The 22,647-nt window shown below is 38.0% G+C and carries 22 protein-coding genes; 3 read left to right on the plus strand and 19 right to left on the minus strand.

The window, feature by feature from the left end:
* Positions 1 to 43 precede the first annotated feature (43 nt).
* From ACUN8G_RS03110 to argC, 10 genes are all read right to left on the minus strand, one after another.
* The gene (locus tag ACUN8G_RS03110) at positions 44 to 364 is read right to left on the minus strand and encodes a hypothetical protein (RefSeq protein WP_437345661.1); all 321 of its coding nucleotides are present in this window, start codon (positions 362 to 364) and stop codon (positions 44 to 46) included.
* Between the two features lie 162 nt (positions 365 to 526).
* Positions 527 to 1,786, minus strand: coding sequence for an ABC transporter permease (locus tag ACUN8G_RS03115; protein ID WP_437345662.1), 1,260 nt, complete (start codon positions 1,784 to 1,786; stop codon positions 527 to 529).
* The gene (locus ACUN8G_RS03120; RefSeq protein WP_437345663.1) at positions 1,779 to 2,732 is read right to left on the minus strand and encodes an ABC transporter ATP-binding protein; all 954 of its coding nucleotides are present in this window, start codon (positions 2,730 to 2,732) and stop codon (positions 1,779 to 1,781) included. The genes ACUN8G_RS03115 and ACUN8G_RS03120 overlap by 8 nt, the downstream gene beginning before the upstream one ends.
* Positions 2,733 to 2,761: 29 nt before the next feature.
* On the minus strand, positions 2,762 to 4,786 hold the full coding sequence (locus ACUN8G_RS03125; RefSeq protein WP_437345664.1) for a M13 family metallopeptidase: 2,025 nt from the start codon (positions 4,784 to 4,786) through the stop codon (positions 2,762 to 2,764).
* 130 nt (positions 4,787 to 4,916) lie between these two features.
* Entirely contained in the window at positions 4,917 to 6,293 is a 1,377-nt protein-coding gene (gene argH, locus ACUN8G_RS03130; RefSeq protein WP_437345665.1) for an argininosuccinate lyase, read from the minus strand.
* A 1-nt stretch (position 6,294) separates the two neighbouring features.
* On the minus strand, positions 6,295 to 7,518 hold the full coding sequence (locus ACUN8G_RS03135) for an argininosuccinate synthase (RefSeq protein ID WP_437345666.1): 1,224 nt from the start codon (positions 7,516 to 7,518) through the stop codon (positions 6,295 to 6,297).
* Entirely contained in the window at positions 7,515 to 7,979 is a 465-nt protein-coding gene (gene argR, locus ACUN8G_RS03140; protein ID WP_437345667.1) for an arginine repressor, read from the minus strand. Before argR ends, ACUN8G_RS03135 begins: the two co-directional genes overlap by 4 nt.
* 13 nt (positions 7,980 to 7,992) lie before the next feature.
* Positions 7,993 to 8,841 (minus strand): acetylglutamate kinase, encoded by an 849-nt coding sequence (gene argB, locus ACUN8G_RS03145; RefSeq protein WP_437345668.1) that lies wholly within the window; start codon positions 8,839 to 8,841, stop codon positions 7,993 to 7,995.
* On the minus strand, positions 8,838 to 10,070 hold the full coding sequence (gene argJ / locus ACUN8G_RS03150; RefSeq protein ID WP_437345669.1) for a bifunctional glutamate N-acetyltransferase/amino-acid acetyltransferase ArgJ: 1,233 nt from the start codon (positions 10,068 to 10,070) through the stop codon (positions 8,838 to 8,840). Before argJ ends, argB begins: the two co-directional genes overlap by 4 nt.
* A complete protein-coding gene (argC, locus tag ACUN8G_RS03155) occupies positions 10,067 to 11,077 on the minus strand; it encodes an N-acetyl-gamma-glutamyl-phosphate reductase (RefSeq protein WP_437345670.1) in 1,011 nt (336 codons plus the stop codon). Before argC ends, argJ begins: the two co-directional genes overlap by 4 nt.
* 126 nt (positions 11,078 to 11,203) lie before the next feature.
* Here argC and ACUN8G_RS03160 point away from each other — a divergent pair, with 126 nt between their 5' ends.
* Complete coding sequence (locus ACUN8G_RS03160) at positions 11,204 to 11,464, plus strand: CPF_0552 family protein (RefSeq protein ID WP_437345671.1); 261 nt, start codon at positions 11,204 to 11,206, stop codon at positions 11,462 to 11,464.
* Between the two features lie 54 nt (positions 11,465 to 11,518).
* Here ACUN8G_RS03160 and ACUN8G_RS03165 read toward each other — a convergent pair whose 3' ends face one another.
* The 6 genes from ACUN8G_RS03165 to ACUN8G_RS03190 form a co-directional block, all read right to left on the minus strand.
* Complete coding sequence (locus ACUN8G_RS03165) at positions 11,519 to 12,208, minus strand: DNA alkylation repair protein (RefSeq protein WP_437345672.1); 690 nt, start codon at positions 12,206 to 12,208, stop codon at positions 11,519 to 11,521.
* Entirely contained in the window at positions 12,205 to 12,918 is a 714-nt protein-coding gene (locus tag ACUN8G_RS03170; protein ID WP_437345673.1) for an SdiA-regulated domain-containing protein, read from the minus strand. The genes ACUN8G_RS03165 and ACUN8G_RS03170 overlap by 4 nt, the downstream gene beginning before the upstream one ends.
* A gap of 446 nt (positions 12,919 to 13,364) precedes the next feature.
* Positions 13,365 to 15,410 (minus strand): chloride channel protein, encoded by a 2,046-nt coding sequence (locus tag ACUN8G_RS03175; protein WP_437345674.1) that lies wholly within the window; start codon positions 15,408 to 15,410, stop codon positions 13,365 to 13,367.
* Between the two features lie 24 nt (positions 15,411 to 15,434).
* Positions 15,435 to 16,628: a PP2C family protein-serine/threonine phosphatase gene (locus tag ACUN8G_RS03180; protein ID WP_437345675.1), complete on the minus strand. Its 1,194-nt coding sequence runs from the start codon at positions 16,626 to 16,628 to the stop codon at positions 15,435 to 15,437.
* Between the two features lie 56 nt (positions 16,629 to 16,684).
* Positions 16,685 to 17,341, minus strand: a complete 657-nt coding sequence (locus ACUN8G_RS03185; RefSeq protein WP_437345676.1) for an RluA family pseudouridine synthase — start codon at positions 17,339 to 17,341, stop codon at positions 16,685 to 16,687.
* A 2-nt stretch (positions 17,342 to 17,343) separates the two neighbouring features.
* Positions 17,344 to 17,961 carry a hypothetical protein gene (locus tag ACUN8G_RS03190; protein ID WP_437345677.1) on the minus strand — a complete coding sequence of 206 codons (618 nt, stop codon included), beginning with the start codon at positions 17,959 to 17,961 and terminating at the stop codon, positions 17,344 to 17,346.
* 102 nt (positions 17,962 to 18,063) lie between these two features.
* On the opposite strand from ACUN8G_RS03190, the gene alr reads away from it, so the two are divergent.
* A complete protein-coding gene (gene alr, locus ACUN8G_RS03195) occupies positions 18,064 to 19,197 on the plus strand; it encodes an alanine racemase (RefSeq protein WP_445480895.1) in 1,134 nt (377 codons plus the stop codon).
* On the opposite strand, the gene ACUN8G_RS03200 is transcribed toward alr, so the two are convergent.
* Together ACUN8G_RS03200 and ACUN8G_RS03205 are read right to left on the minus strand one after the other, a co-directional pair.
* Positions 19,170 to 20,411 (minus strand): coiled-coil domain-containing protein, encoded by a 1,242-nt coding sequence (locus ACUN8G_RS03200; protein WP_437345679.1) that lies wholly within the window; start codon positions 20,409 to 20,411, stop codon positions 19,170 to 19,172. The genes alr and ACUN8G_RS03200 overlap by 28 nt on opposite strands.
* 2 nt (positions 20,412 to 20,413) lie before the next feature.
* Complete coding sequence (locus tag ACUN8G_RS03205; RefSeq protein WP_437345680.1) at positions 20,414 to 20,860, minus strand: hypothetical protein; 447 nt, start codon at positions 20,858 to 20,860, stop codon at positions 20,414 to 20,416.
* A gap of 136 nt (positions 20,861 to 20,996) precedes the next feature.
* Here ACUN8G_RS03205 and ACUN8G_RS03210 point away from each other — a divergent pair, with 136 nt between their 5' ends.
* Positions 20,997 to 21,566, plus strand: a complete 570-nt coding sequence (locus ACUN8G_RS03210) for a DUF1579 domain-containing protein (RefSeq protein WP_437345681.1) — start codon at positions 20,997 to 20,999, stop codon at positions 21,564 to 21,566.
* Positions 21,567 to 21,569: 3 nt separating this feature from the next.
* Here the strand turns inward: ACUN8G_RS03210 and ACUN8G_RS03215 are convergent, their stop codons facing one another.
* Positions 21,570 to 22,610, minus strand: a complete 1,041-nt coding sequence (locus ACUN8G_RS03215) for a beta-propeller domain-containing protein (RefSeq protein ID WP_437345682.1) — start codon at positions 22,608 to 22,610, stop codon at positions 21,570 to 21,572.
* Positions 22,611 to 22,647 lie beyond the last annotated feature (37 nt).

Consider the following 22,647-nt stretch of genomic DNA (forward strand, 5'->3'; position numbering starts at 1 on the left):
GACTAAAATAGTCAGATGGGAATTGTGAAAAAAGTTATAAAGTTTAAAGTTTGCCGTTGCGGTACATCATGCGTGTTTTAATTCTGAGTAGCTGGCGTTCAATTATCAAATCGGCAAGCCTTGCAGGGATGGCAGTTTTATTTCTATCATACAAAATTTCATTAACCTTCGCTTCGTCGACGTCAATTCTGTACAAATTATTTATGAATCTTCCGTAGTCCCGTGCCATTAATTCTTTTATTTTCTCTACGAGATAAACGCGAATGAATTCAATATCGTTCTTTGCAGGAAGATTAGTTTCATCGAGCGAAAAATCTTTATTTAACGTATTCACCAATTCGGAATAAATGTCTACATCGCTCATTTTTTTCTCCGAAATCGAAATTGACTTGTTAAAATTTTCTACGGACAGAATCAAAGAAATGACTGTTTATTACGGAGAACAAGTTAATAAATCGCACCGACAGGGTCAAATTAAAAAACGGCAAACACGCATCGAAGTTAGATACGCGTTTGCCACAATAAATTACTGTTTAAGCCAGCGGAATACTTCCGACCATTTTGGTTTCTTGCCTGTAATTAAAATTCCCACACGATAAATTTTTCCGGCTACAGGGAATATGGCAATTATGGTAAGAATATTTATTAGAATTGCGGCTATCAACTGCCAGGTTGGCACGTCAATTAAAGTCATTCTTGCAGGCATTACGATTACTGATGAAAATGGGAACAAAGAGGCAATCTCAGCGTAAGGCTTATTCGGATTTTCCATAATCGAAAAAGCTATGAAAAATGGAATTATGATAAGCATCATTATCGGCATAGTACCGGATGAAGCATCCTGTGGGTTGTCGAATATTGCGCCTACAGTTGCGAACAATCCAATAAACAGTACCAATCCAATGAAGAAATTAACAAGGACATAGAGCACCACGTTAGTATCGATTTCAAGAACCAGATTATCGGGGAGTGTTAACCAGGAAGATGAAACGACACCCATAATCGTAAAGAGCCAGATTCCCATTTGAACCAATCCGGTAATCGACGCTCCGAGTATCTTGCCTGTCATCAATTCTTTCGGCTCTACCGATGAAAGAACAATTTCGACAATCCTATTACTCTTCTCTTCAATTACCGATTGAAGCGTAATCTGACCGATGATAAGCAAACTCATATAGAGCAGAAACGTAAAGGCGTAGGCAAGAATTATATTGCCGTATCCTTCTTCTTTAATTTGCTCTTCTTCAGAGACTTTGAAACCGGCAAAATCGACCCCACGTCGCGCAAACTCGAGTTCTTCTGGGTTTAGCGTCTTATTCATAAAATAAGCATCAACCAGCACTTTATTTATTGGTCCGTTCAATTCTCTCGAGAGTGCAATGTTTTGTGGCGACTTAGAATAATATTCTATTTTCTTATCTTTAAGTGCCGATGAAGGAACAAATATCACGCCCGTCAATGATTCGTCAACAATTTTGTTTCTTATTTCCTCTAAATGTTTTTTGAATTCTTCCCTTTTCATCGATTTGTAAAGGAAGACATAGTGTTTTTCTTTGACAAAATCTGCATTCGAAAATTCATACTTAAAAGCAGATGTCAGTTCTTCATTCTCGGTAATCAATTCAAAATTGAGATTTTTACTCTCAGTGCTGTAAAGCAATGCCTGTACACCAAAAATTACGATTATAAGTCCTGGTATCAATAATGTCGTAGTAATAAAAGCTTTAGAAAAAAGGCGCTCTCTCAATTCTCTTTTAATGATTGCAAGTACTCTGTAATTAAACATTTTTGCCCTCCTTATCCGATAACGAAAATTGAGTTTCGGAATCGACTTCGTTGCCAACGGTTTCAACAAATATTTCGTGAAGCGAGATATCGTTGGCATTGAATTTTTTTATCTCAACTCCATTATCAATCAGTAGTTTCAACAAGTCCTGTATTTGTGATTCTTTGTGTACTCTTATTCCAGTCGAATTACCAAAGTCTTCTATTTTTTCTACTATCTCATTATGTTTTTTCAGGAATGAAATATCTCCGTTATAGACGAGACTTACATTCCTGTTAGCATACTTAGATTTTAGTTCTTCGAGGGAGCCCTTCAAAACTATTTTTCCTTTATCGATAATTGCCACGTGGTCACACATCTTTTCGGCATAATCAATCAGGTGAGTCGAAAGTATTATTACCTTGCCTCTCCTTTTCATTTCAAGAATAATTTCTTTCAGGATATTTGTATTAATCGGGTCGAGTCCGGAAAACGGTTCATCAAGAATAATAAACTCCGGGTCGTGGAGAATAGTAGTGATAAACTGGATCTTCTGCTGGTTTCCTTTGGAGAGGTCTTCTATTTTCGACATTCGTCGGTCATAGAGCTCGAATTTCTTCAAGTATTCGATCGCTTGTTTATGTACCTCTTTGCCGGTTTTGCCTTTAAGTTCAGCGAAATAGTGGAGTGTTTCGAGAACTCTCATTTTTTTATAAAGTCCTCTTTCTTCCGGCAGATAACCCACCTTGCTTTTAAATTCCCTGCCTACTTTAACGCCTTTAAGAATTACTTCGCCTTCGTCTGGCAGATAGATGCCCATCATCATTCTGATGGTTGTAGTTTTACCCGCTCCATTTCTGCCAATTAATCCAAATATCGAGCCGTCGGGCACCTCGAAAGAGGCGCCGTCGACAGCTACAATTTTATCGAATCTTTTGGTAAGATTATGTACTTCTAAAGAATTCATTCTACCCTCGAAAAAAATTAAAAATCAGTTTACCATATTTTAACGATTTTATCATCCGGTATTCTCATCGGATCTCCCGGTTGTACATTGTATGCTTCAAAGAATTCGGGCATAGTCATCAAAGGCCCGTTGACGCGTTGAACTGCCGGTGAATGGACATCGGTTTTGATCTGAAGTTTAAGAGCCTCGGGTCTAATATTTGTAGCCCACACCTGAGCCCATCCAAGGAAAAATCTTTGAGCTGGCGTGAAGCCATCGATGCTTTCTCCCTTTTTGTATTGTTCGGTTTTCTTAAACGCATTGAAGGAAATCGTCAGTCCGCCAAGGTCAGCAATATTTTCGCCGAGAGTCAAAGCACCGTCAACTTTAAATGTATCGATAACTACAAAGCTGTTATAAAGGTCGACCAATTTTTGTGCTCTCTGCTGGAATTTTTCGTTGTCTTCTTTTGTCCACCAATCATTCAGATTTCCGTTCTCGTCGTATTTCCTCCCCTGGTCATCGAAGCCGTGGGTAATTTCATGACCGATAACCGCTCCCATTGCGCCGTAATTGATCGCATCATCAGCATCGGGATTAAAGAAAGGAGGTTGCAGTATGCCCGCAGGAAATGTAATATCGTTTCGTGTGGGAGAATACATTGCATTGACAGTTTGAGGATTCATCGACCATTCTGATTTATCTGTCGGTTGACCGATTTTTTTCAGGTTGTCTTTAATTTCCCATTCCGATGCTCTCATCAAATTTTTGAGATAAGAATCGCGTTTTATTTCGAGTTCCGAATAGTCTTTCCATTTATCGGGATATCCAATTTTCACACCGAAAGTGCTTAGTTTTTTCAAAGCTCGAGCTTTTGTTTCATCGCTCATCCAGTCAAGATTTTGAATGCTTTCCTTCATCGAGACGAGTATATTGTCGACAATAGCTTTAGCTTTGGCTTTCGATTCAGGCGGAAAAGCTTTTTCAACATAAACCTGGCCGAGCAATTGGCCGAGCGTTCCGTTCATTACGTTAATTACCCTTTTCCAGCGCGGCTGGATTTCCTGTTGACCTCTCAAAAACTTTCCTTCGAATTCGAATTTTTCCATAACAAAAGGAGTGCTAAGTGCTTCGGCGGTCTCATTAATTACATTCCACTTCAAATAAATTTTCCAATCGTCGAGAGTTACATCGTCAATCAAAGCCGCCATCCCTTTAATAAATTCAGGTTGCCTAATTATTATAACATTCAGATTTTCGACTCCAAGTCCTTCAAAGTAACGGTCCCAGTCAAACGAGGGAGTCAATTTTTTAAGAGCATTGATTGTCAATTTATTATATGTTTTTATCGGGTCCCTGTTTTCCAGACGTGTGTTGGAAACTTTTGCGAGAGCCGTTTCAATTTTCATAATTTTTTCGGCAAAATCATTAGCATTCTTCTCTTCGCCTGCTAATGCAAACATCTTTGCAACGTGCTGGAGATACTTTTCTCTTATTTCTTTCGATCTCTCGTCGTCTTTGGTATAATATTCCACGTCCGGAAGACCAACCCCGCCTTGATAAATATGAGCTGCCATTAGATCACTTCTTTTAGCATCGCTGGCAACGTAAAAATAAAAGAATGGAGAAATTCCAGTTTTATGGAATTGTGCTACTGCTTCAATAAGTTCGGCTTTGTTTCTGATTTTATCAATTTGTTCGAAAAGAGGAAGAATTGGTTTGTAACCATATTTTTCGATCCGAGCCGAGTCCATTGCCGTTACATAAAAATCAGCAATCTTTTGCTTTGCTGTCCCCTTTTCCCAATTCGGATTTGAAGCTACTTCTTCCACAATAGAACGGAGCAATTCATTATTCCTCTCGATTAGAACGTTGAAGGTTCCCCACCTGCTCTGATCGGGAGGTATTGGATTGTTTTTAACCCAGTTACCGACTGCGAACTCATAAAAGTTTTCTCGTGGCGATACAGATTTGTTCAAGTTACTGATGTCAAAACCTTTTCCTCCTCCTGATGCATTTACATTTATAAACGCCGAAAGGAGGAATAGACCGAAGAGAATAATTTTAAATCGCATTACCAAACTCCTTTTAATTTTTTGTACTTATTTTGACGGAATAAACAGTTAGTTTGTTCTGTTGTTCAAAAAATAAGTAAAATAATGGAGTTCGAAAAATTTTCGAGGTAATAATCCTGGCTTGAAAAAATTATGCAGAAGCGAGTTTTTTCTTCCACTTACGTAAAGCTTTGTTGACTTCTTCAGGGGAAGTGCTTCCTTCGGATGTTTTTTTCTTTATGCTGCTCAATGGAGTGAGGAGTGAGTATAAATCTTTTTCGAATGCGGGAGAAAATTTTTTATATTCACTCAATTCGAGTTGATTCAATTTGATCCCTTTTTCTACACAACGGGCGACAATTTTCCCAACCAGATGATGAGCTTTTCTGAAAGGTACATTCTTCCGTACAAGATAATCGAGCAAGTCTGTTGCAAGCGATAAATCGCCGGTCAGCTCTTCCTCAAATCTGTCGGTTTTAAATTCTGTATGGTCGATCATGCCGGCTGCAATTTTTAAAGAATCTTTCGTTGTATCGAGTGCCGAAATTAGATGATACTTGTCTTCCTGCATATCTCTATTGTAAGCAAGCGGGAGGCCTTTCATTAAAGTTAAAATTCCGGTCAAAGCGCCAAAAACTCTGCCCGACTTACCTCTTATCAATTCGGCAAAGTCAGGATTTTTCTTCTGTGGCATCAAACTACTGCCCGTTGCATACGCATCGTCAATTTGAGCAAACGCAAATTCGGAACTACTCCACAGGATAAATTCTTCAGACAGACGACTTAAATTCACCATTATAATTGACATTGCCGAAATTAATTCGATAATAAAGTCCCTGCTGCTGACGGCATCGATGCTATTTTCAACAATACCTCCGAAGCCGAGCAGTTTAGCAGTGTAACTTCTGTCGATCGGGAGCGACGTGCCGGCGAATGCAGCAGCACCCAGAGGCGATTTGTCGCTCCGTTTCAGACAATCTTTTAATCTTTCTTTGTCTCTTTCGAGCATTTCAATATACGCTGTCAGATGGTGTGCGAAGAGGATAGGTTGCGCTCTTTGCAAATGCGTATAACCCGGAATAACTGTGGTCTTATATTTTTCAGCTTTTTTCAATAACGATTTTTGTAAACCCGTAATCAGTTTAATTAATATATTGATTTCTTTCTTCAGGAACAGTCGTTCGTCGAGTGCTACCTGGTCATTTCTGCTTCGGCCTGTATGAAGCCGCTTTCCAGCTTCGCCAATTTTCTGTATCAGTCTCTCTTCAATTGCAGAATGAATATCCTCTTTAGTCCAATCGATTAGATATTTGCCATTTGCAATTTCACTACGAATTTCTTCAAGCGCCTTTACAATCTTTTTCGATTCTACAAGAGTAATAATTTTCTGCCTGGCTAACATTTTGACGTGAGCAATGCTACCATCAATATCTTCGTTAAACATCCGTCGATCGAGCTCAATTGAAGAAGAAAATTTTAGCGCTTCTTTGTCCAGATCTTTTTTAAAACGACCGTTCCAGACAGCCATATCACACCGTTACTTTATTATCACTTAATTTTTGTTCGACCCGGTTGATTGTTTTGTAAGGCAATCCGTAGATTTTAATAAATCCTTCCGAGGCTTTATGGTCAAATTGATCTTCAATAGTATAAGTTGCCAGCGAAGGGTCATAGAGAGAGTAAGGAGATGTTCTACCGACAACTCTCATTGTACCTTTGTAGAGTTTAACTTTAACAAGACCCGTTACTTTTTCTTGAGTTTTATCGACGAAAGCCTGGAGTGATTCTCTCAATGGAGTAAACCAGAGTCCGTTATAAATAAGATTAGCAAATTCATGAGAGACGAGATTCTTGTAATGCATAACAGCTTTATCGAGAGTAAGTCTTTCGAGTTCAGTATGTGCAAAATGAAGAATCGAGGCAGCTGGAGCTTCATAAACTTCGCGGGATTTAATTCCGACCAATCGATTTTCAATCATGTCGATTCTGCCTATTCCGTGCTTACCTCCAATTTCATTCAGGTAATTAACCAGTTCTATCGAACTTAACTCTTTGCCGTCTACTTTAACAGGAATTCCTTTTTCAAATTCGACCGTAACAGTTTCAGGATAGTCGGGAGCTTTTTCGGGAGAGACGGTATGGAGGTATGCATCTTCCGGTGGTTCCTGCATCGGGTCTTCCAGAATGCCGCATTCAATTGCAGTTCCCCAGATATTATCGTCAATGGAATAAGGATTGTCTTTGGTAATTGTTACGGGAATATTATTTTCTTTAGCATATTCAATTTCTTCTTCGCGGGATTTAAATTCCCATGTTCTCAATGGTGCAATACATTTAAGATCGGGTGCCAGCGCGCCTACAGAAACTTCGAATCTGACCTGGTCGTTTCCCTTCCCTGTGCAGCCGTGAGCTACCATAGTTGCATTTTCTTTCAGAGCTATCTCGACGAGTGATTTTGCCAGTAATGGTCGCCCAATAGCCGTTGCCATTGGATATGCATTTTCGTAAAGAGCACCCGACCTTAGTGCCGGGAAAGCGTAATTTGTCAAGAATTCTTCAGTTAAATCTTCTATATAAACCTTAGAAGCGCCGGATTTAAGAGCTTTTTCCTCCAATCCGACTAATTCTTTCGACTGACCCAGATTACCTGTAAAAGTAATTATATCGGCGTCATAGTTTTTTTTGAGCCAGTGGACCATAACAGATGTGTCCAGACCACCGGAATAAGCCACTACTATTTTTTGTTTACTCATTTTTCTATTCCTAACATTGTTTTTAATTCTTCAACTACTTTTTTAATGTTCTTAATTGATTTTGGGATAACGATAATCGTATCGTCACCGGCTACTGTACCTAAAACATCGGGAAGGTTTTCCTTGTCAATTTGAACAGCCACTCCCTGAGCACGCCCTAAAAATGTTTTTACCACAATCACACATTCATTAAAATCAATCGACAGGACTTCTTCGGCTATATAATTTTTTAAGGCGCTTTCTCCTCCTTCCTGATTAATTTGATATACAAGTCCATTTGACGTGGGTACGCGCACCACGCCCAGTTCGTTTAAATCCCTGGAAAGAGTAGCTTGCGTGACTTTAATGCCTTTACTTCTTAAAATCTTACCTAGTTGAGTCTGATTAAATACTTCTTGCGAAGTAATAATCGATTTAATTAATGAATGACGTTTTTGAATTTCCTCTAATTTCTTTCCCATTGTTTTCCTTCGTTTATTCATCGACTATTTCTGTTCCAACGCCTTCTTTGGTAAAAATTTCGAGCAGGAGCGCATGAGGAATTCTACCGTCGATAATGTGAACTTTTTTTACACCGGCTTCGAGCGCCCTGAAAGCTGACTCGACCTTGGGAATCATACCGCCACTAATAATCCCGTCTTCGATCATATTCTGAGCTTCGGAGCGCGTTAAATGAGTCAAAAGTCGATCGCCGTCTTTAATACCTTCGACATCGGTCAAAAATACCAGTTTAGATGAAGTAACTGCACCTGCAATATAACAGGCGGCTATATCTGCGTTTACGTTGTAAATTGTTCCTCTGGAATCCACTCCAACAGGAGCAATGACTGGCATGTAGCCGTCCTTCATCAGGTTTGAAAGAAGACGGTCATTAACATTTTCGATTTCACCAACGAGCCCCAGGTCTTCTTTTTCATATTTTTTTACACCGAGCAGATTTCCGTCAATACCGCTAATTCCGACAGCTCTGCCGCCGTGCATATTTATTCTTCTTACAATATCTTTATTAATCTGCCCGGCAAGTACCATCTGAACAACGCCAATTGTATCCTGGTCGGTATATCTTTGTCCGTTTATAAAATTTGTTTTTATATTGAGTTTGTTTGAAAGTGAAGTTATTTCTTTACCACCGCCATGAACTACAATTATATTGATACCTATTTTACGTAAGAGAGTAACATCCTGTGCTACCATCTGTTTAAGATTTTCTTCTTCCATTACGGCGCCGCCGTATTTAACAACAAAGGTTTTATTTTCGAATTCCTGTATGTATGGCAGAGCTTCTACAAGTACATCCTCTTTTCTGTATTTAGGAAGTGTCATGTTCTGTAGCTCCCATTAATCTTAACATATTCTTCCGAAAAATCGCACGTCCAGTAATTTGCTTTACCGGAACCTTCATTCAACTTAATCAATAATTCGATCTGATCCGATTTCAAGGTTTTGTTTGCTTCTTCCATCGAAAGTTTTACTTCATAGTTCTTCCCGAGAATGCATTTTCCATTAATGTAAATCTCGGCATCATCGGGATAGAATGTAATTCCAGAATAACCGACAGCGGCTAAAATTCTGCCCCAGTTGGCATCCTCGCCATGAATAGCAGTTTTAACGAGGGGAGATTTAGCAACGCTACAAGCGGCTTTCAATGCATCGTTATTGTTTAGTGCTCCTTCAACTATTATTTCAATGAGTTTTGTAGCGCCTTCACCATCTTTAACAATATCGGTAGCGAGTTTTTTCATCACTTCGAAGAGTGCATTTTCAAAAACTTGTGCACTTACGTCTCCTTCTATTATTTCAACTCCCGATAATCCGTTTGCCAATGCAATCACCATATCGTTTGTACTTGTATCGCCGTCGACTGTTATTCTGTTAAAGGTTCTGTCGGCTGTTTTCTTTAATAAATTTTGAAAATAATTTTTTTCGATCTGCACATCCGTCGTAATAAAAGCCAGCATTGTCGCCATATTGGGATGAATCATTCCCGAACCTTTTGCTATGCCACCGATTGTACCTGTTTTCCCATTGACATCAAATTTTATCGAAGTAAATTTTGGGAAAGTATCTGTAGTCATAATTGCTTCAGCAGCGGCAATCCCTTCGTTTTCAGAAAGGACTTCAACTATCTTATCGATGCCATTTCTTATCTTTTCCATCGGAAGTGGCTCGCCTATAACTCCCGTTGACGAGACGAATACTTCTTCTGGTTTAATATGCAGTCTTGAAGCTGTTAAAAAAGCCATTTGAATTGCATCACGCATACCACGTTCGCCCGTGCAGGCATTTGCATTGCCGCTGTTAATAATAATTGCACGAAATTTGTCGTTTGATTTTAGATGCTCTTTAGATAGCAAAACAGGGGCGGCTTGAACTTTGTTTTGAGTAAAAATTGCCGCTGCGGTAGCCGGGGCTTCAGACATAATAAGTGCAAGATCCTTTTTGTATCTCTTTATGCCGCAATGAATGCCTGCACTCAGAAAACCCATCGGCGCAGTTATTCCGTATTTCATTTCTTTATCCGATGTTATTTCCACATATTTATTTTCATTCATAACAATCCCAATGTTTGATCATAATTAAAAATCAAGTTCATATTTTGAATAGCCTGGCCTGCAGCGCCTTTGATGAGGTTGTCGATGGCGGACATAATAATCAGATCATTACCAGCAATACTGAATCCAATATCACAAAAATTAGTATAAGCAACATTTTTAATTTCTGGAATTCCATCGTCTATTAATCGAACAAAAGGCTTATCGGAATAATATTTTTTATAAACTTTCTCGACTTCCAGTCTATCTGTCGATTTATTTGTTTTACAATGAATTGTTGTATATATACCTCTTGTAATTGGCATAAGATGCGGCACAAAAGTGAAAGCGGTAGCGACATTACCAAACTTTTGTAGATAAAAATCTATTTCCGGAATGTGCTGATGATTACCCACTTTATATGCTCTCACATTTTCGTTGACTTCTGTGAAAATCATCGAAAGGTTTACCGATTTTCCTGCTCCCGATGTACCACTGTATGAATTTATTGAAATAAAATCCGGTTTGATAAGTTTTTCTTTAAGCAGCGGAATTAATGGCAGAAGAACGCTCGTTGGATAACAGCCCGGATTTGCAATAATTTTCGCTTTTTTAATTTCACTTGTATTCCATTCCGGCAGTCCGTAAACTGCTTCATCCAGCAATTCAGGATTTAAGTGCTCGTGTTTATAATATTTTTTATAAAGATTCACGTCCTTTAATCGGAAATCGCCACCAATGTCAATCACTTTTACGTTCTTTTTATACGCTTCCGAAACAATCGACTGGGCTTCTCCAGAAGGAAGAGCAACAAACAAAATATCCGTATCACTTAACGACATTGTCTCAAAAGGGACTATTTCTTTTGAAAGCAGATATCTAAAAGACGGATGGACTTCGTCTATTTTCTTTCCAGCCGTTGAATAGCCGAAGAGTTTATCTATTTTGACTTCAGGATGCCGCAGCAGTAATTTAATTAATTCTGCTCCCGAATATCCCGCGGCACCAGCTATCGAAACATTAATCACTTATTTCTCCATTTCTGAAGTATAATTATACATAATTATGCATAATTATGCAAATTCTTGATTCATTGTTTTTTATTTTATTTATTTGTATACGTAATTCTTTTTTTAGTACCATCAGAGGTTGTTATGAAAAAATCTATTTTACTTGTGCTTGTAGGTAAAAGGAAAGAAGAAGCCATCAAAGTGCAACAGATACTAACCGCCTGGGGATGTATGATTAAAACTCGACTTGGCATTCACGATGGCGTTCTTGAGAATTGTTCTGATACGGGTTTGATAATGCTCGAACTCGTGGGAGAAGACGAAAAGAAAACAGAACTCGAAAGAAAACTAAACCTGTTAGCTGGAGTGACGGCTAAACTTGTCAATCTTGAAGTAGAGGAATAATATTATTTAAGCGTCCGACTTCCGACTACAAATTATTTAAAAGGAAAGAGCTGTCTATTTTAAGTTCCTAATAGTTTCGGGTTTTGTTAATTCTCTGTAAGCGTCGCTTCCAATCCATCGGGCAGATTTCGTGTTGGAATTCTTCAGTTCCTGTGCAATTTGAACTGCCAGCCTATTTAAGTTTATGTTTCTTTTTCCAATTTGTCGAAGAGCCCAGTTGACAGCCTTTTTCACAAAATTTCTTTCGTCGTACGAATAGCGCTTGATGTCACTTAAATAATTAATGAAGGTCACATCGTCCGCTTTTTTATCGTGAAGAGCAAGAGTGGCTATTAGTGTAAATGAAGCTCGCCGCACAAATTCTTCATCGTTTTTCATCCAGCGATTTATTTTATCGTTAGCAAACGGTGTTTTTCGGAAAAGATGTATGCAAGTTCCGTCGCATAAATCCCACGAGTCGAAGTCGTGGACCCATTTTTCCATCTGCTTTTTGGTCACCTTATCTAATTCCTCAATCAAGACAGCCAGGTGACGGGCTTCGTGATATCCCGATTCCCACAATTCTTTAGCCAATTCGTGATTCTTGCCAATCCGTCGCGCAATGTCTCTTAATTCATTCAGGCTAACACCAAAAGCCTTTTCAACGTTAATACCGTATCTTGCCATCCCTGTTTTATTCTTTTCATTCCTTTTCGACAAAAGGAGATGCATTACTTTTTCCTTAGTCCATCCAATTTCTTTCATTTTATCTTGAACCTGTAAAGTTTTTCTTCCCTGTCGGAAATAATATATATCACATTGTCATTATGATTGATTGCCACACCTTCCATCTGAATTACATTAGTATCGAACGATTCCATTATATTCATTTTCATGTCGAGCTTAAATATTTTTTTGTCTTCGTCGCTTATCATCCACAGGCAGTTATCAGTGCCATCGTAACACAAACCCGATATGTCTCTTACAAAATCAATTTCTTTTCTTTCGATTTCGTTGAAAAGACTATCATATTTTATAATCATTGCAGGATTTTTTTCGTTTGCCAACCAGTAAGTTTTATTATTCCGATCATAGGCTATACCTTCAGGTCCGTTATTAAAGATTCCATTGTTGAATGCGGACTTTCTATCGATTATGCTACCGTTTTTAGAGACGAAAACTATTTTACGTCTTTCCTCGCTCAAAACCGCAAGTGTCGAGTCGTTAACAAGAGCTATACCTTCAAGATCTTTGTCGGGAAGTTCTATCCTTTTCAGAATCTCTCCGTCTCTGTTTAAGAGATAAATACAGTTGGTTTCGTCGCTCACTGTCCAGAGTTTATTCTCCACCGCGTCATATTCCAGACCGGATGGCTCGGGTATATTGAGATTCACGCTGGTATATTTTTCCTGCTGTATGCAGGAACAGATAGAACAAAATATAATTACAGCTGAAAGCAATTTAACATTCGACATAACTCTCACATAAAATTATATGTTAACTAATCACGGATTTTAACATAATGCAATTTAATCGAACAGTAACAGATATAATATTATTCATTAAAATGCAATAACCATCAAACTTTTAATTCAGGTAGTAAATTAAAAATTACTACGGAAAACTTATTTTCAACCGTCAGGATTTTACCAGTAACATTATTGGAATTATCTCAAGCAACTCTTTCTATTTCTGGCATGGCAGGAAGTGCTTCGAGAAAAGGTATGGCATAAATCGAATAGCAATTATCATAACATAAATGCAAAAATATTTATCTACCCTGTAATTAATTTCTCCAGCCATCATTTATGTTCAAGAACGATTTCAATAAAACAGATTTAGTGTGGGAAGTAGCTGATCTGGAACATCTCCGTCTTACTTTTTATAATAACCGCGTTAAAAGTATTCCATTGGTCATAGTTTACCATTTAAGAGCTGCTTCAATTTTATCGTCGCCACCGAATAAGATCAGTTCGTCGCCTTCCTGAATTATATAATTGGGATCAGGGACAATAACCTCTTTTTCATTTTCATCAAAGGGCGAATTAGTTTTTTTAACAACGAGTACTTCCAATCCATAACGACTTCTAATTTTAAGTTCTACGAGCGATTTACCAACAAATTCAGGAGGAGCTGTTTTTTCCAGTATAGAATAGCCTTCAAACACCTGTGTCTTTTTAATTTTTGATACGGTCAAAAGCTCGTGCGACAGACCTTCCACAATATTAGTTTTTAGACTTTCTTTATTATAAGCCGAAATTACATCTTGGCGACTGATAGTACCGAGAATTTTATTCACGTCTGAATTGCTGACCACTGGAAATTCATCGGCGTCTTTTGCTTCGAATTTTTTAAGCACACTATCGAGTGTTTCATCTTCTCGAATTAAGGTAACCGAAGAAGAAGCCACATCTCTTGCCACGAGAACATTCCTTATATGTTCGTACTCAGTTATTATGGGTCTTAGTTCAGCTTCGGTAATTGTACCAGTGATTTTTCCGTTATCGTCAATCATGTAAAAAGTAGTATGTGTACTTTCAATTAGATGTTTTACAATTTCCGGCAGAGGCGTATCTCCTTTTACCAAAACTATATCGTTTTTCATAACTTGTTTTGCAGTCAGCGATTTTAGCAAATTAATTTCTCCCTTAGACGAAACCCTGTAGCCTTGTTTTTCGAGATGTCGTTCGTGAATCGATTTTTTCAAGATAATTTGAACAATCATTGTGCTTGTAACAACAGCCAGCATCAATGGTAGTATAAAGGAATAATCTTTTGTCATTTCGAAAATGATAAGGATAGCAGAGATAGGAATGAAATTTATCCCTCCAAGAACCGCTCCCATTGCTACCAATACAAATGCGGTAGTATCAAATTGATAGCCAAGTAAATAATTCAAACCCGTGCCGTAAAGGAATCCAAGGCAGGCACCCATAAACAACGAAGGAGCAAATATTCCCCCAAATCCGCCAGAGTTTAACACCAATGGAACCAATAAAAATTTCAGAATCAGCAGTGCTGCAACAACCTGCCAGGCAAGAGAACTCGAAAGGATATGATTTATGCCATTATAACCAATTCCGAAAATATCTTTATAAAAATAACCCGATATTCCAACTATTAGACCTACAAAAGTCATTAACACCCAGCGGGGTATTTTTTTCAATATTTTTTTAGTGATAAAATTGTCGAGCAAATTTGAATACCTTATAAAAGAGAGCGATAAAATTCCAGCCAGTACTCCGAGTATTGCGTAATAATAAAGACTGAGATAGTCGCCTACCAGAGGGGTGTGGAATATAAAAATCGATTTATTGCCTAAAAACGCGCGCGACACGGCGCTCGAAGTAACCGAGGAAAGGATGAGTGCCGGAAAAGTTGAAGTGGAAAATTCATTTAAAAGTACGATTTCCAGAGCAAAAAAAATGCCGCCCATGGGAGTGTTAAAGATAGCAGCTATTGCCGCACCTGCGCCGGCCGCCGTCAAAACCTTTCGTTTCGTTTCAGAGAGATTGAAAAGATATGCAAGTTTATTTGCCAAACCCCCGCCCAGTTGTGCCGCCGGCCCCTCGGGCCCTACTGTATTACCGGAACCGATACTAATTACAGGGGCAATAAAGTGGAAAATTGTATTGCGCAGTGGTATCCGATATCCCTTCGTTGCAACGGCTTTGATAACTTCGACCACTCCTCGATTCTTTGCAATCTCAGGCGCACCATAAATCATCAAGCTCTGGATTAACATTCCGATTGCCGGCAAAGCAATTACAGCCGCTGCTCCAAGAAAATAGAGTCCGCCAGTGGTTTGTTTGAAAAAAAGCTCATTGAAAAAATCAATCGATTCGTGGAATGTTACAGTTGCAAATCCCACCACAATTCCCATAATAACAGAATAAATCACATAAGTCGTATAATCGTAGTCGAGAATTTTTTTTGTATTAAGGACTCTTAGCTTTTCTTTAAGCACTTCGTCTTTTTTTCATTAACTTTTTTATGATATTCTTTTAATTACAACCACTGTAGCGTCGTCTTCCCAATCTTTCTTCCCGCCGTAGACGTAAAGCGTATCAAATATTATTTCGACTATTTGATCGGGTGTTTTATCGTAATGTTGTTGAATGATTTTTTTCAGGCCTGTAATATCGAAATCATTTTGCTTTCCGTTTTTTCTCTCGATTATACCGTCACTGTAAAGCACCATCAGATCGTTTGGCTTCAAAAAAGCATAACCTCTTTGAAGTTCAATTTCAGGCAAAGCGCCAAAGACCAGTCCCGTTGACTGCATTTCTCTAAATTCCTTGCCATCGTAAATTAATGGCGAAGGATGGCCAGCATTTACATAGAGAATATTTCCGTTCTTTTCAATTTCGGCATAAACGAGTGAGACAAAACTGGTTGCATAAACGCTTCGGTAAATGACATTATTTAGTTTTTTAAAAGTATAAACCATTTTCAGATGTTTTTCGAGCCCCATTCTCAACCCTGTTACAACATCACGTACGAGAAGTGCTGCTGGCAATCCATGACCGCTAGCGTCGCCCACACATACACCAAATACATCGTCGTCGAAATCAAAAAAATCATAAAAGTCCCCACCAACCAATTCAGCTGGCACCGAACGTGCAGCTATTTGCAATCCTTTCACATCAGGTATGTTTACCGGTATTAAACTTTGCTGTATTTGAGCTGCCTGTTCCATTTCACTTTTAACTGCTTCGGACGTTAAACGATAATTCAGTACTGTTCTTACTGCATTAAAACAAAATTCAATTTCTTCACGAATCCACCCGCTCTTGAGTTCGAAAACAAATAACCATACGTTGTCCGGACTTTTAACGCTTAGTGCGGCAGGTATTCTGTAATCTTTTTTCAAAAAAACCGAAGGATCGATTGTAAAATTCGGATTGTCGAAAATATAAGTTTTCGATTTAAGCAGGGCTTGCAAGGGTTCTGAATCAACTGGAATTTCAGTTAAATAATTTTTCTTGTTTTCTTTGGGCGATATGAGCACAAATTTATCATCCTGCTCAACATATATTCGACCATTGCAGATATGTAAATCTTCACCGAATGTCTTTTCGAGCTCCTGTACAATCGTAAAAAGGAAATCCTCGCCCGATTTTTCGGTGCCAATTTTTGCTAACAGAGAATCGAGTTTCCTGTAGAAAATTTTTGGGTCAATCATAAAGCATCCTCTATTTAACTTACAAAATTAGTAAAAAGAAGAGAATTGATAGGGAATCAAAGAATAAAATTAGTGTTAATATTTTCCAGTACTCGATTGAACGAATCAGACAAATCAACCCTTAACCGGTAAGACTTGCCCCCGTAGTCAAATCTAATCGATTCGGCGTGTAACATAAGGCGAGGATATTTTTTTTGAACTTCACGATTCCCGTATTTCAAATCGCCGGCAATCGGACAGCCAATCGAGTACATATGCACCCTTAGTTGATGGCGCCTTCCAGTAAGTGGATTTAATTTAACAAGCGCGTGACCATTATAATATTTCAAAACTTCGTAATAAGTTTCAGATGGCTTTCCTTTCTCGTGGTCAACCCCCATTCGACCCGAGCCAAATTGTCGTAATGGATAATTGATTATTCCTTCGTCTGCTTCAGGCTTTCCGATAATAAGAGCCTTATATGTTTTCTGAACATTTCTACTCTCAAAAAGGAGATTCAATTCTCTGTGTGTCTCGCTATTAAACGCAAAAATAATGATACCGCTTACCTCTTTGTCGAGTCGATGTACTACATAAATTTTACGCCCATATTTTTCTGATAACATCTTGTATAAATTTATAGCCATGTTATTGCTTTCAGGAATTGCAGCTATTCCCTCCGGCTTGTTTACCGCTATCAGAGAATCGTCTTCGTAAATAATATCTATTTCCAACTTCAATCCATTAGATTAAGTTCGTATTTGCCTTCTGCAGTTTCAACGAATCCCATTTTTTTCAAATACTTCCGATGCACTTTGTTGCCAGGATCGCTTATTATTTTCTTTACATTTCTATTCCTGAAAAAATTTTGAAAGACGAACTTGCCCACTTTAAAATCGCGATAACCGGGAATAACATAATCGAGCTTAACTGAGAGTGAACCGTCGGATAGAGATTCCGCACAAATAATTCCTGCAGGAACTGAATTTCTCAGTACAAACAGGATCGTCCAATCAGGCTGAGGTTTGAAATTAAAAGTAGGAATAAATTTTCTAATATCTTTTTCATGGAATTTCAAAAAATATTCGAGGAACCCCGAGTCGTGTTTTACTTCGAGAATATCAAAGTATTCTTTTCTGGAAAATATTTCAACCAGGTAATAGATATTAACGATTGCCACAAATCCGTTTACAAGAGCTACTGGGTAAGCGTTGATTATTATACCATAAATAGTAAAAATTAAGGAGCCAACGAAGTTTATAATTCTGAGTTTTACAATCGAACTCATCATTAATGATACTGCAACCATCATTGAGGCGACATAACCGATTAATTCTACAAATGGAATCTCCATGCTAAAATCCTCGCAGTTTTCAATTACATTCTTTAACAATAAATCTTATTTTTACTCTACAAATAAAAAAAATTTATTATGGAAAACCACGCTGTAATTAGTTTGGATAAGGTCATTAGACCTACGCATGTGGTCGTCAATCTGAAAATCATAAAAGAAAATTTCCACAAAATCAAAGAGGCTGTCAAGCCTTCGAAAGTAATGCCGATACTCAAAGCCAATGCTTACGGGCATGGATTGATTAAGATAGCACAGACTCTTGAGAAAGAAGGAGCCGACTATCTGGGTGTGGCATTCCTGGAAGAAGGAATACTATTGCGTCGACAGGGAATTAAAATGCCAATACTCGTTCTCGGCGGCATCTGGGGGAATCAAATACCAACTTTTCTCAAATACAATCTCACCATGACTGCATCGTCTATCGACAAAGCGCGCCAGATTGATTACGAAGCCAGCAAACAAAATATAAAAGCTAAAGTGCATCTTAAAATCGATACAGGCATGGAACGAATTGGTGTTCATTATTTCAATGCCGACAAATTCTTTGACGAAGTAGTGAAATTGAAGAATATTGAAATAGAAGGCATCTATTCCCACTTTGCCAATGCCGACAATGGTAATATTGACTACACAAAACTACAGTTCGACAGATTCAAGCAGGCAATCGACTATTTCGAACACCTCAATTACGGTCCAATCATAAGGCACATTTCAAATTCTGGGGGAATACTTCAACTGCCCGAGGCAAATTTAGACATGGTAAGACCAGGCATTATGCTTTACGGTGTTTATCCTTCTGATAAAACAAAGAGAACCATCGAAGTCAAACCCGCTCTTACATGGAAATCACTCGTCATCTACTTTAAAGTAATTAAAGCAGGTCATCCTGTGGGATATGGCTCAAAATGGGTTGCCAGCAGAGATGTACGAGCAGTTACTGTTCCCGTCGGTTATGGCGACGGTTACATGAGAAGAATGAGCGATAAAGCTCATGTGATAATCAACAAAAAGAAATATCCAGTTATCGGAACCATTTCAATGGATCAAATTGTAGTGAACATCGAAAAAGATTCCGCATACAACGGAGACGAAGTTATTTTGATTGGCAAACAAGGCAATTGCGAAATAACGGTTGATGACCTTGCCTCCTGGGCAGAAACAATTCCCTATGAAATTCTAACCGGCATAAACACTCGTGTACCGCGAATTTATATCGACGAGTTATCCAATCCGTAAGTTTTACGTCTCCTGTAGTATATGAAATATCCCGCCAGAGCAGCCACTAACAAAATGGCCACCAAGTAAAACCATTTGAATTCTTCTTCGGGGCCTAATTTATTTTTCCACTTCATTAATTGGGCTTCTATCGAATCTTTATCCGCCTCAGTAATCATATTGTTATCGATCAAAATGGGAATCCATTCAGGAAGAACTTTTTCATAATATACTGTATCGCTAAAAGTCTTAAAAACCTCGTACGATTTGTCTTTTCCTTTAATTTCCATATTCTTTATTTCATCTTCTACGAATGATTTGATACTGTAGACAAACTCCTCGCCATTATTGAAAGGCAGAACGGGTAATTCTCTGGATCGGAATTCAGTATAAATCGAGTTCCATATTTCTTTATCGATTCTGCTCCTCCATTCGTAAAAAAGGTCATTTATAGTTGCCAGCTGTACTTCTTTTTCTTTCTTGTCGAGATAAATCTCGCTCAGTTTTGGCGATATTCTTTTCCACTGTTTATTAAATTCCACCTGATGTTCCTTAATTTCAGCAAGGTCTTCCGGTTTTAGTTCGGTAACTTTCATAAACTGGATATTATCCATCAATGTCCTCTCTATATTAAAGAACAACTCGGCATTATCTATTTTCATTCTGTAGGAGACCTTTTCCGCTTCGTTCAAAGTAGCTGGAATCTGGGCAAAATCCAGAATAAGCGAATCAATAATATCGCGTATTAAAAGGTCTCTTTTTTCCAGATTGCTTTTCAACTGTGCAATCATATTATTAAGAGCAGCGATTGTGGCTGCATCTTTATCAACCTGGCGCCGCAATATAGTTATTCTTGCCAACAAGTCCTTGTTTTTTTCATTAAGCTCTGTCAGCTCGGTTTTAAGATTCACAATTTCGGTTTTCAATTCCGTAATCTGTGTGAATTCATTTTGACGGAGAGAGATTGCATTAAAAAGTTTCTCGAAAGAAGATTCGAAACTTTCCGGATAAAGTGAGTTATCGAGCAATGAGGAATGTTTTGAATATTCTTGGTATAGTTCTTTAGCCCGTGCATGTATCGAATTGCAGTCGTCGAGCGATTCGGCTTTTTTTATTTGGTCCATCAAAAGGTTGTACTTTTGCTGGAAAGACTGCACAATTTCATAATCCGACTGGCAGAAGTAATTATTGTATGCAGTAAGTATTAATGTAAAAATTACTATAAACTTTTTCATCACTACCTCACTATGCCATTTTTATTGAGAAGAAATTTTTCTTGATTGTCAATCAATTCAATGTAAGGTTGACGCTGATTCATAGCTGGATTTTCGAGAGTTTTATCGGTATAAACATTTATTTTTTTGAACAGCTTCATACCTCTTTCAGTCGGGAAAAACAAGTAGATATTTTTAAATCCTTGCGACGTTATATAATAGTATCCTTCTAAATCTCTTATTATACGCACTTGTTTATTAACTGTATTCGACGAATCCCCTGTTTCTTCAAAGAAAAGAGGATTTACATTTATCGAAAACGAATGACGTTTTTCGTGCACATATCCATTTTCGTCGACATTAAGAACCGATTCGATCGGCCAGGAAAAATCCGCAGGCTTCAGCATTAACACGGTGCACGAACAAATTGTTAAAGATAAAGCGAGAGTTGCAAATATCTTCCTAATCATCTCTAAGCCCCTTTTTGAACAGTAATTAACATACACAATTTCTATTTTAAATTGAATAGTTGCACTTATATTTTTCTTTTTTTTGGAGATTATATTAACTAAGTTAACTATCATTTTAAACAACGAAAGGAATACCATGAAAAAACTAATTTCATTTTTATCAATAATCGTATTTTTATCAGGAGTTTCATACGGACAGGACGATCCGGCAGCCATGGAAGCCTGGATGAAATATATGACACCGGGTCCGATGCACGAGATGCTTTCCTCGATGGCAGGCGACTGGAAAACTGTAATGACCATGAAAGGTCAGGGCGGTCAAGAAATGAAAAGCGAAGGAACAGCCAAATTTGAAATGATCATGGGTGGCAGATACCTGAAATCGACCTTCCATAGCGACATGATGGGAATGGCAATGGAGGGAATTGGTATTGATGCCTACGACAATGCAAAAAAAGAATTTATTAGTATCTGGATCGACAATATGGGAACTGGCGTGACAGTGTTAAACGGAAAGTTCGACGAAACCACAAAAACAATTACTTATTATGGTACAACTGTCGATCCCGCCACTGGAAAGGATTCAAAAATTAAGTCCGTTACAAAAATAATTGACGACGACAACCATAAATTCGAAATGTATAACGTCCTGCCTGACGGTTCGGAAGCTTTGATGTTTGATATGGATTATATCAGAATAAAATAATTATTATTCAGAAAACGGCTTAAAGTTGGCCGAAAAATTATTTGCATTGAAACCGGGCATCTCGTGGAGTTGACCGGTTTCTCTATTAAAAAACCAGAGGTTTTTCTTCAATCCATTATCCACCGTAATACAGACTATTTTGCCATCGGAAGAAATTACGGGACTGTCTGCAAAATCAGAAAAGCTTACGAGCTGCCTTTGATTGCTACCATCCGAATTCATCACAAAAATTTCAGACCTGCCGTTTCTATTACTGACAAAGATAATTTCTTTACCATCGGGAGTAAATAGAGGTTTATTGTTCCATTCGGTTGTATTTGTCAATTGATTTCTGTTAGAGCCGTTGTTATTCATAATAAAAATTTGAGCCACTGAATTTTTATAAGCGACAGAAATAATTTTTGAACCATCCGGAGAATAATTGCACAAAACCTCATAATCTTCATTGTCGGTAAGTTTATTCAAATTCGATCCGTCTATATTTACTGTATAGATATCAGAAGTATTGTTGTTCTGTAAAATGAAAATCAATTTGCTGCCGTCGGGGGAAAAATTAATCGAGCGTGGTTTTCCTTCGGGTAAATTTAATTTAATTCTGTTTGTTCCGTTGCTATTTATAAGAGCAATGCTTTCGTCATACAAAAATGCAATCTTACTCCCATCTTTCGAAAAAACAGGTTCTCTGCCCTCGCTCAGTATTTTTTGCGTTTTAGTTGCAAGGTCGTACAATACAATATTAGAATTTGATGAGTTATCGAAAGCAGTATATAGAATTTTAGAACCATCTGGAGAATAAATCGGATCGAAATCCCAGGTTTGATTAAAAGTCAATCGTTTCTGGGAAATGCTGTCGAGTCCAGTGGTATAAAGTTCCGTTTTGTTTCCCAATTCCAGATTAGTTTCTCCGCTGTAGTCTCTGTCGGAAACAAAAACAATCTCGTATTTTTTTATAATTTCAATATCGGGTTCAAACGGATTTTCTTTATTGCAAGAAACAATTGATATAAGAAAAAACAACAAAGGCAGATACACGGCTTTTTTCATTTAATCCCCTTTTAATCGTTTTGTAAGTTATAGCTAT

The sequence above is a fragment of the Melioribacter sulfuriphilus genome (assembly GCF_052656625.1).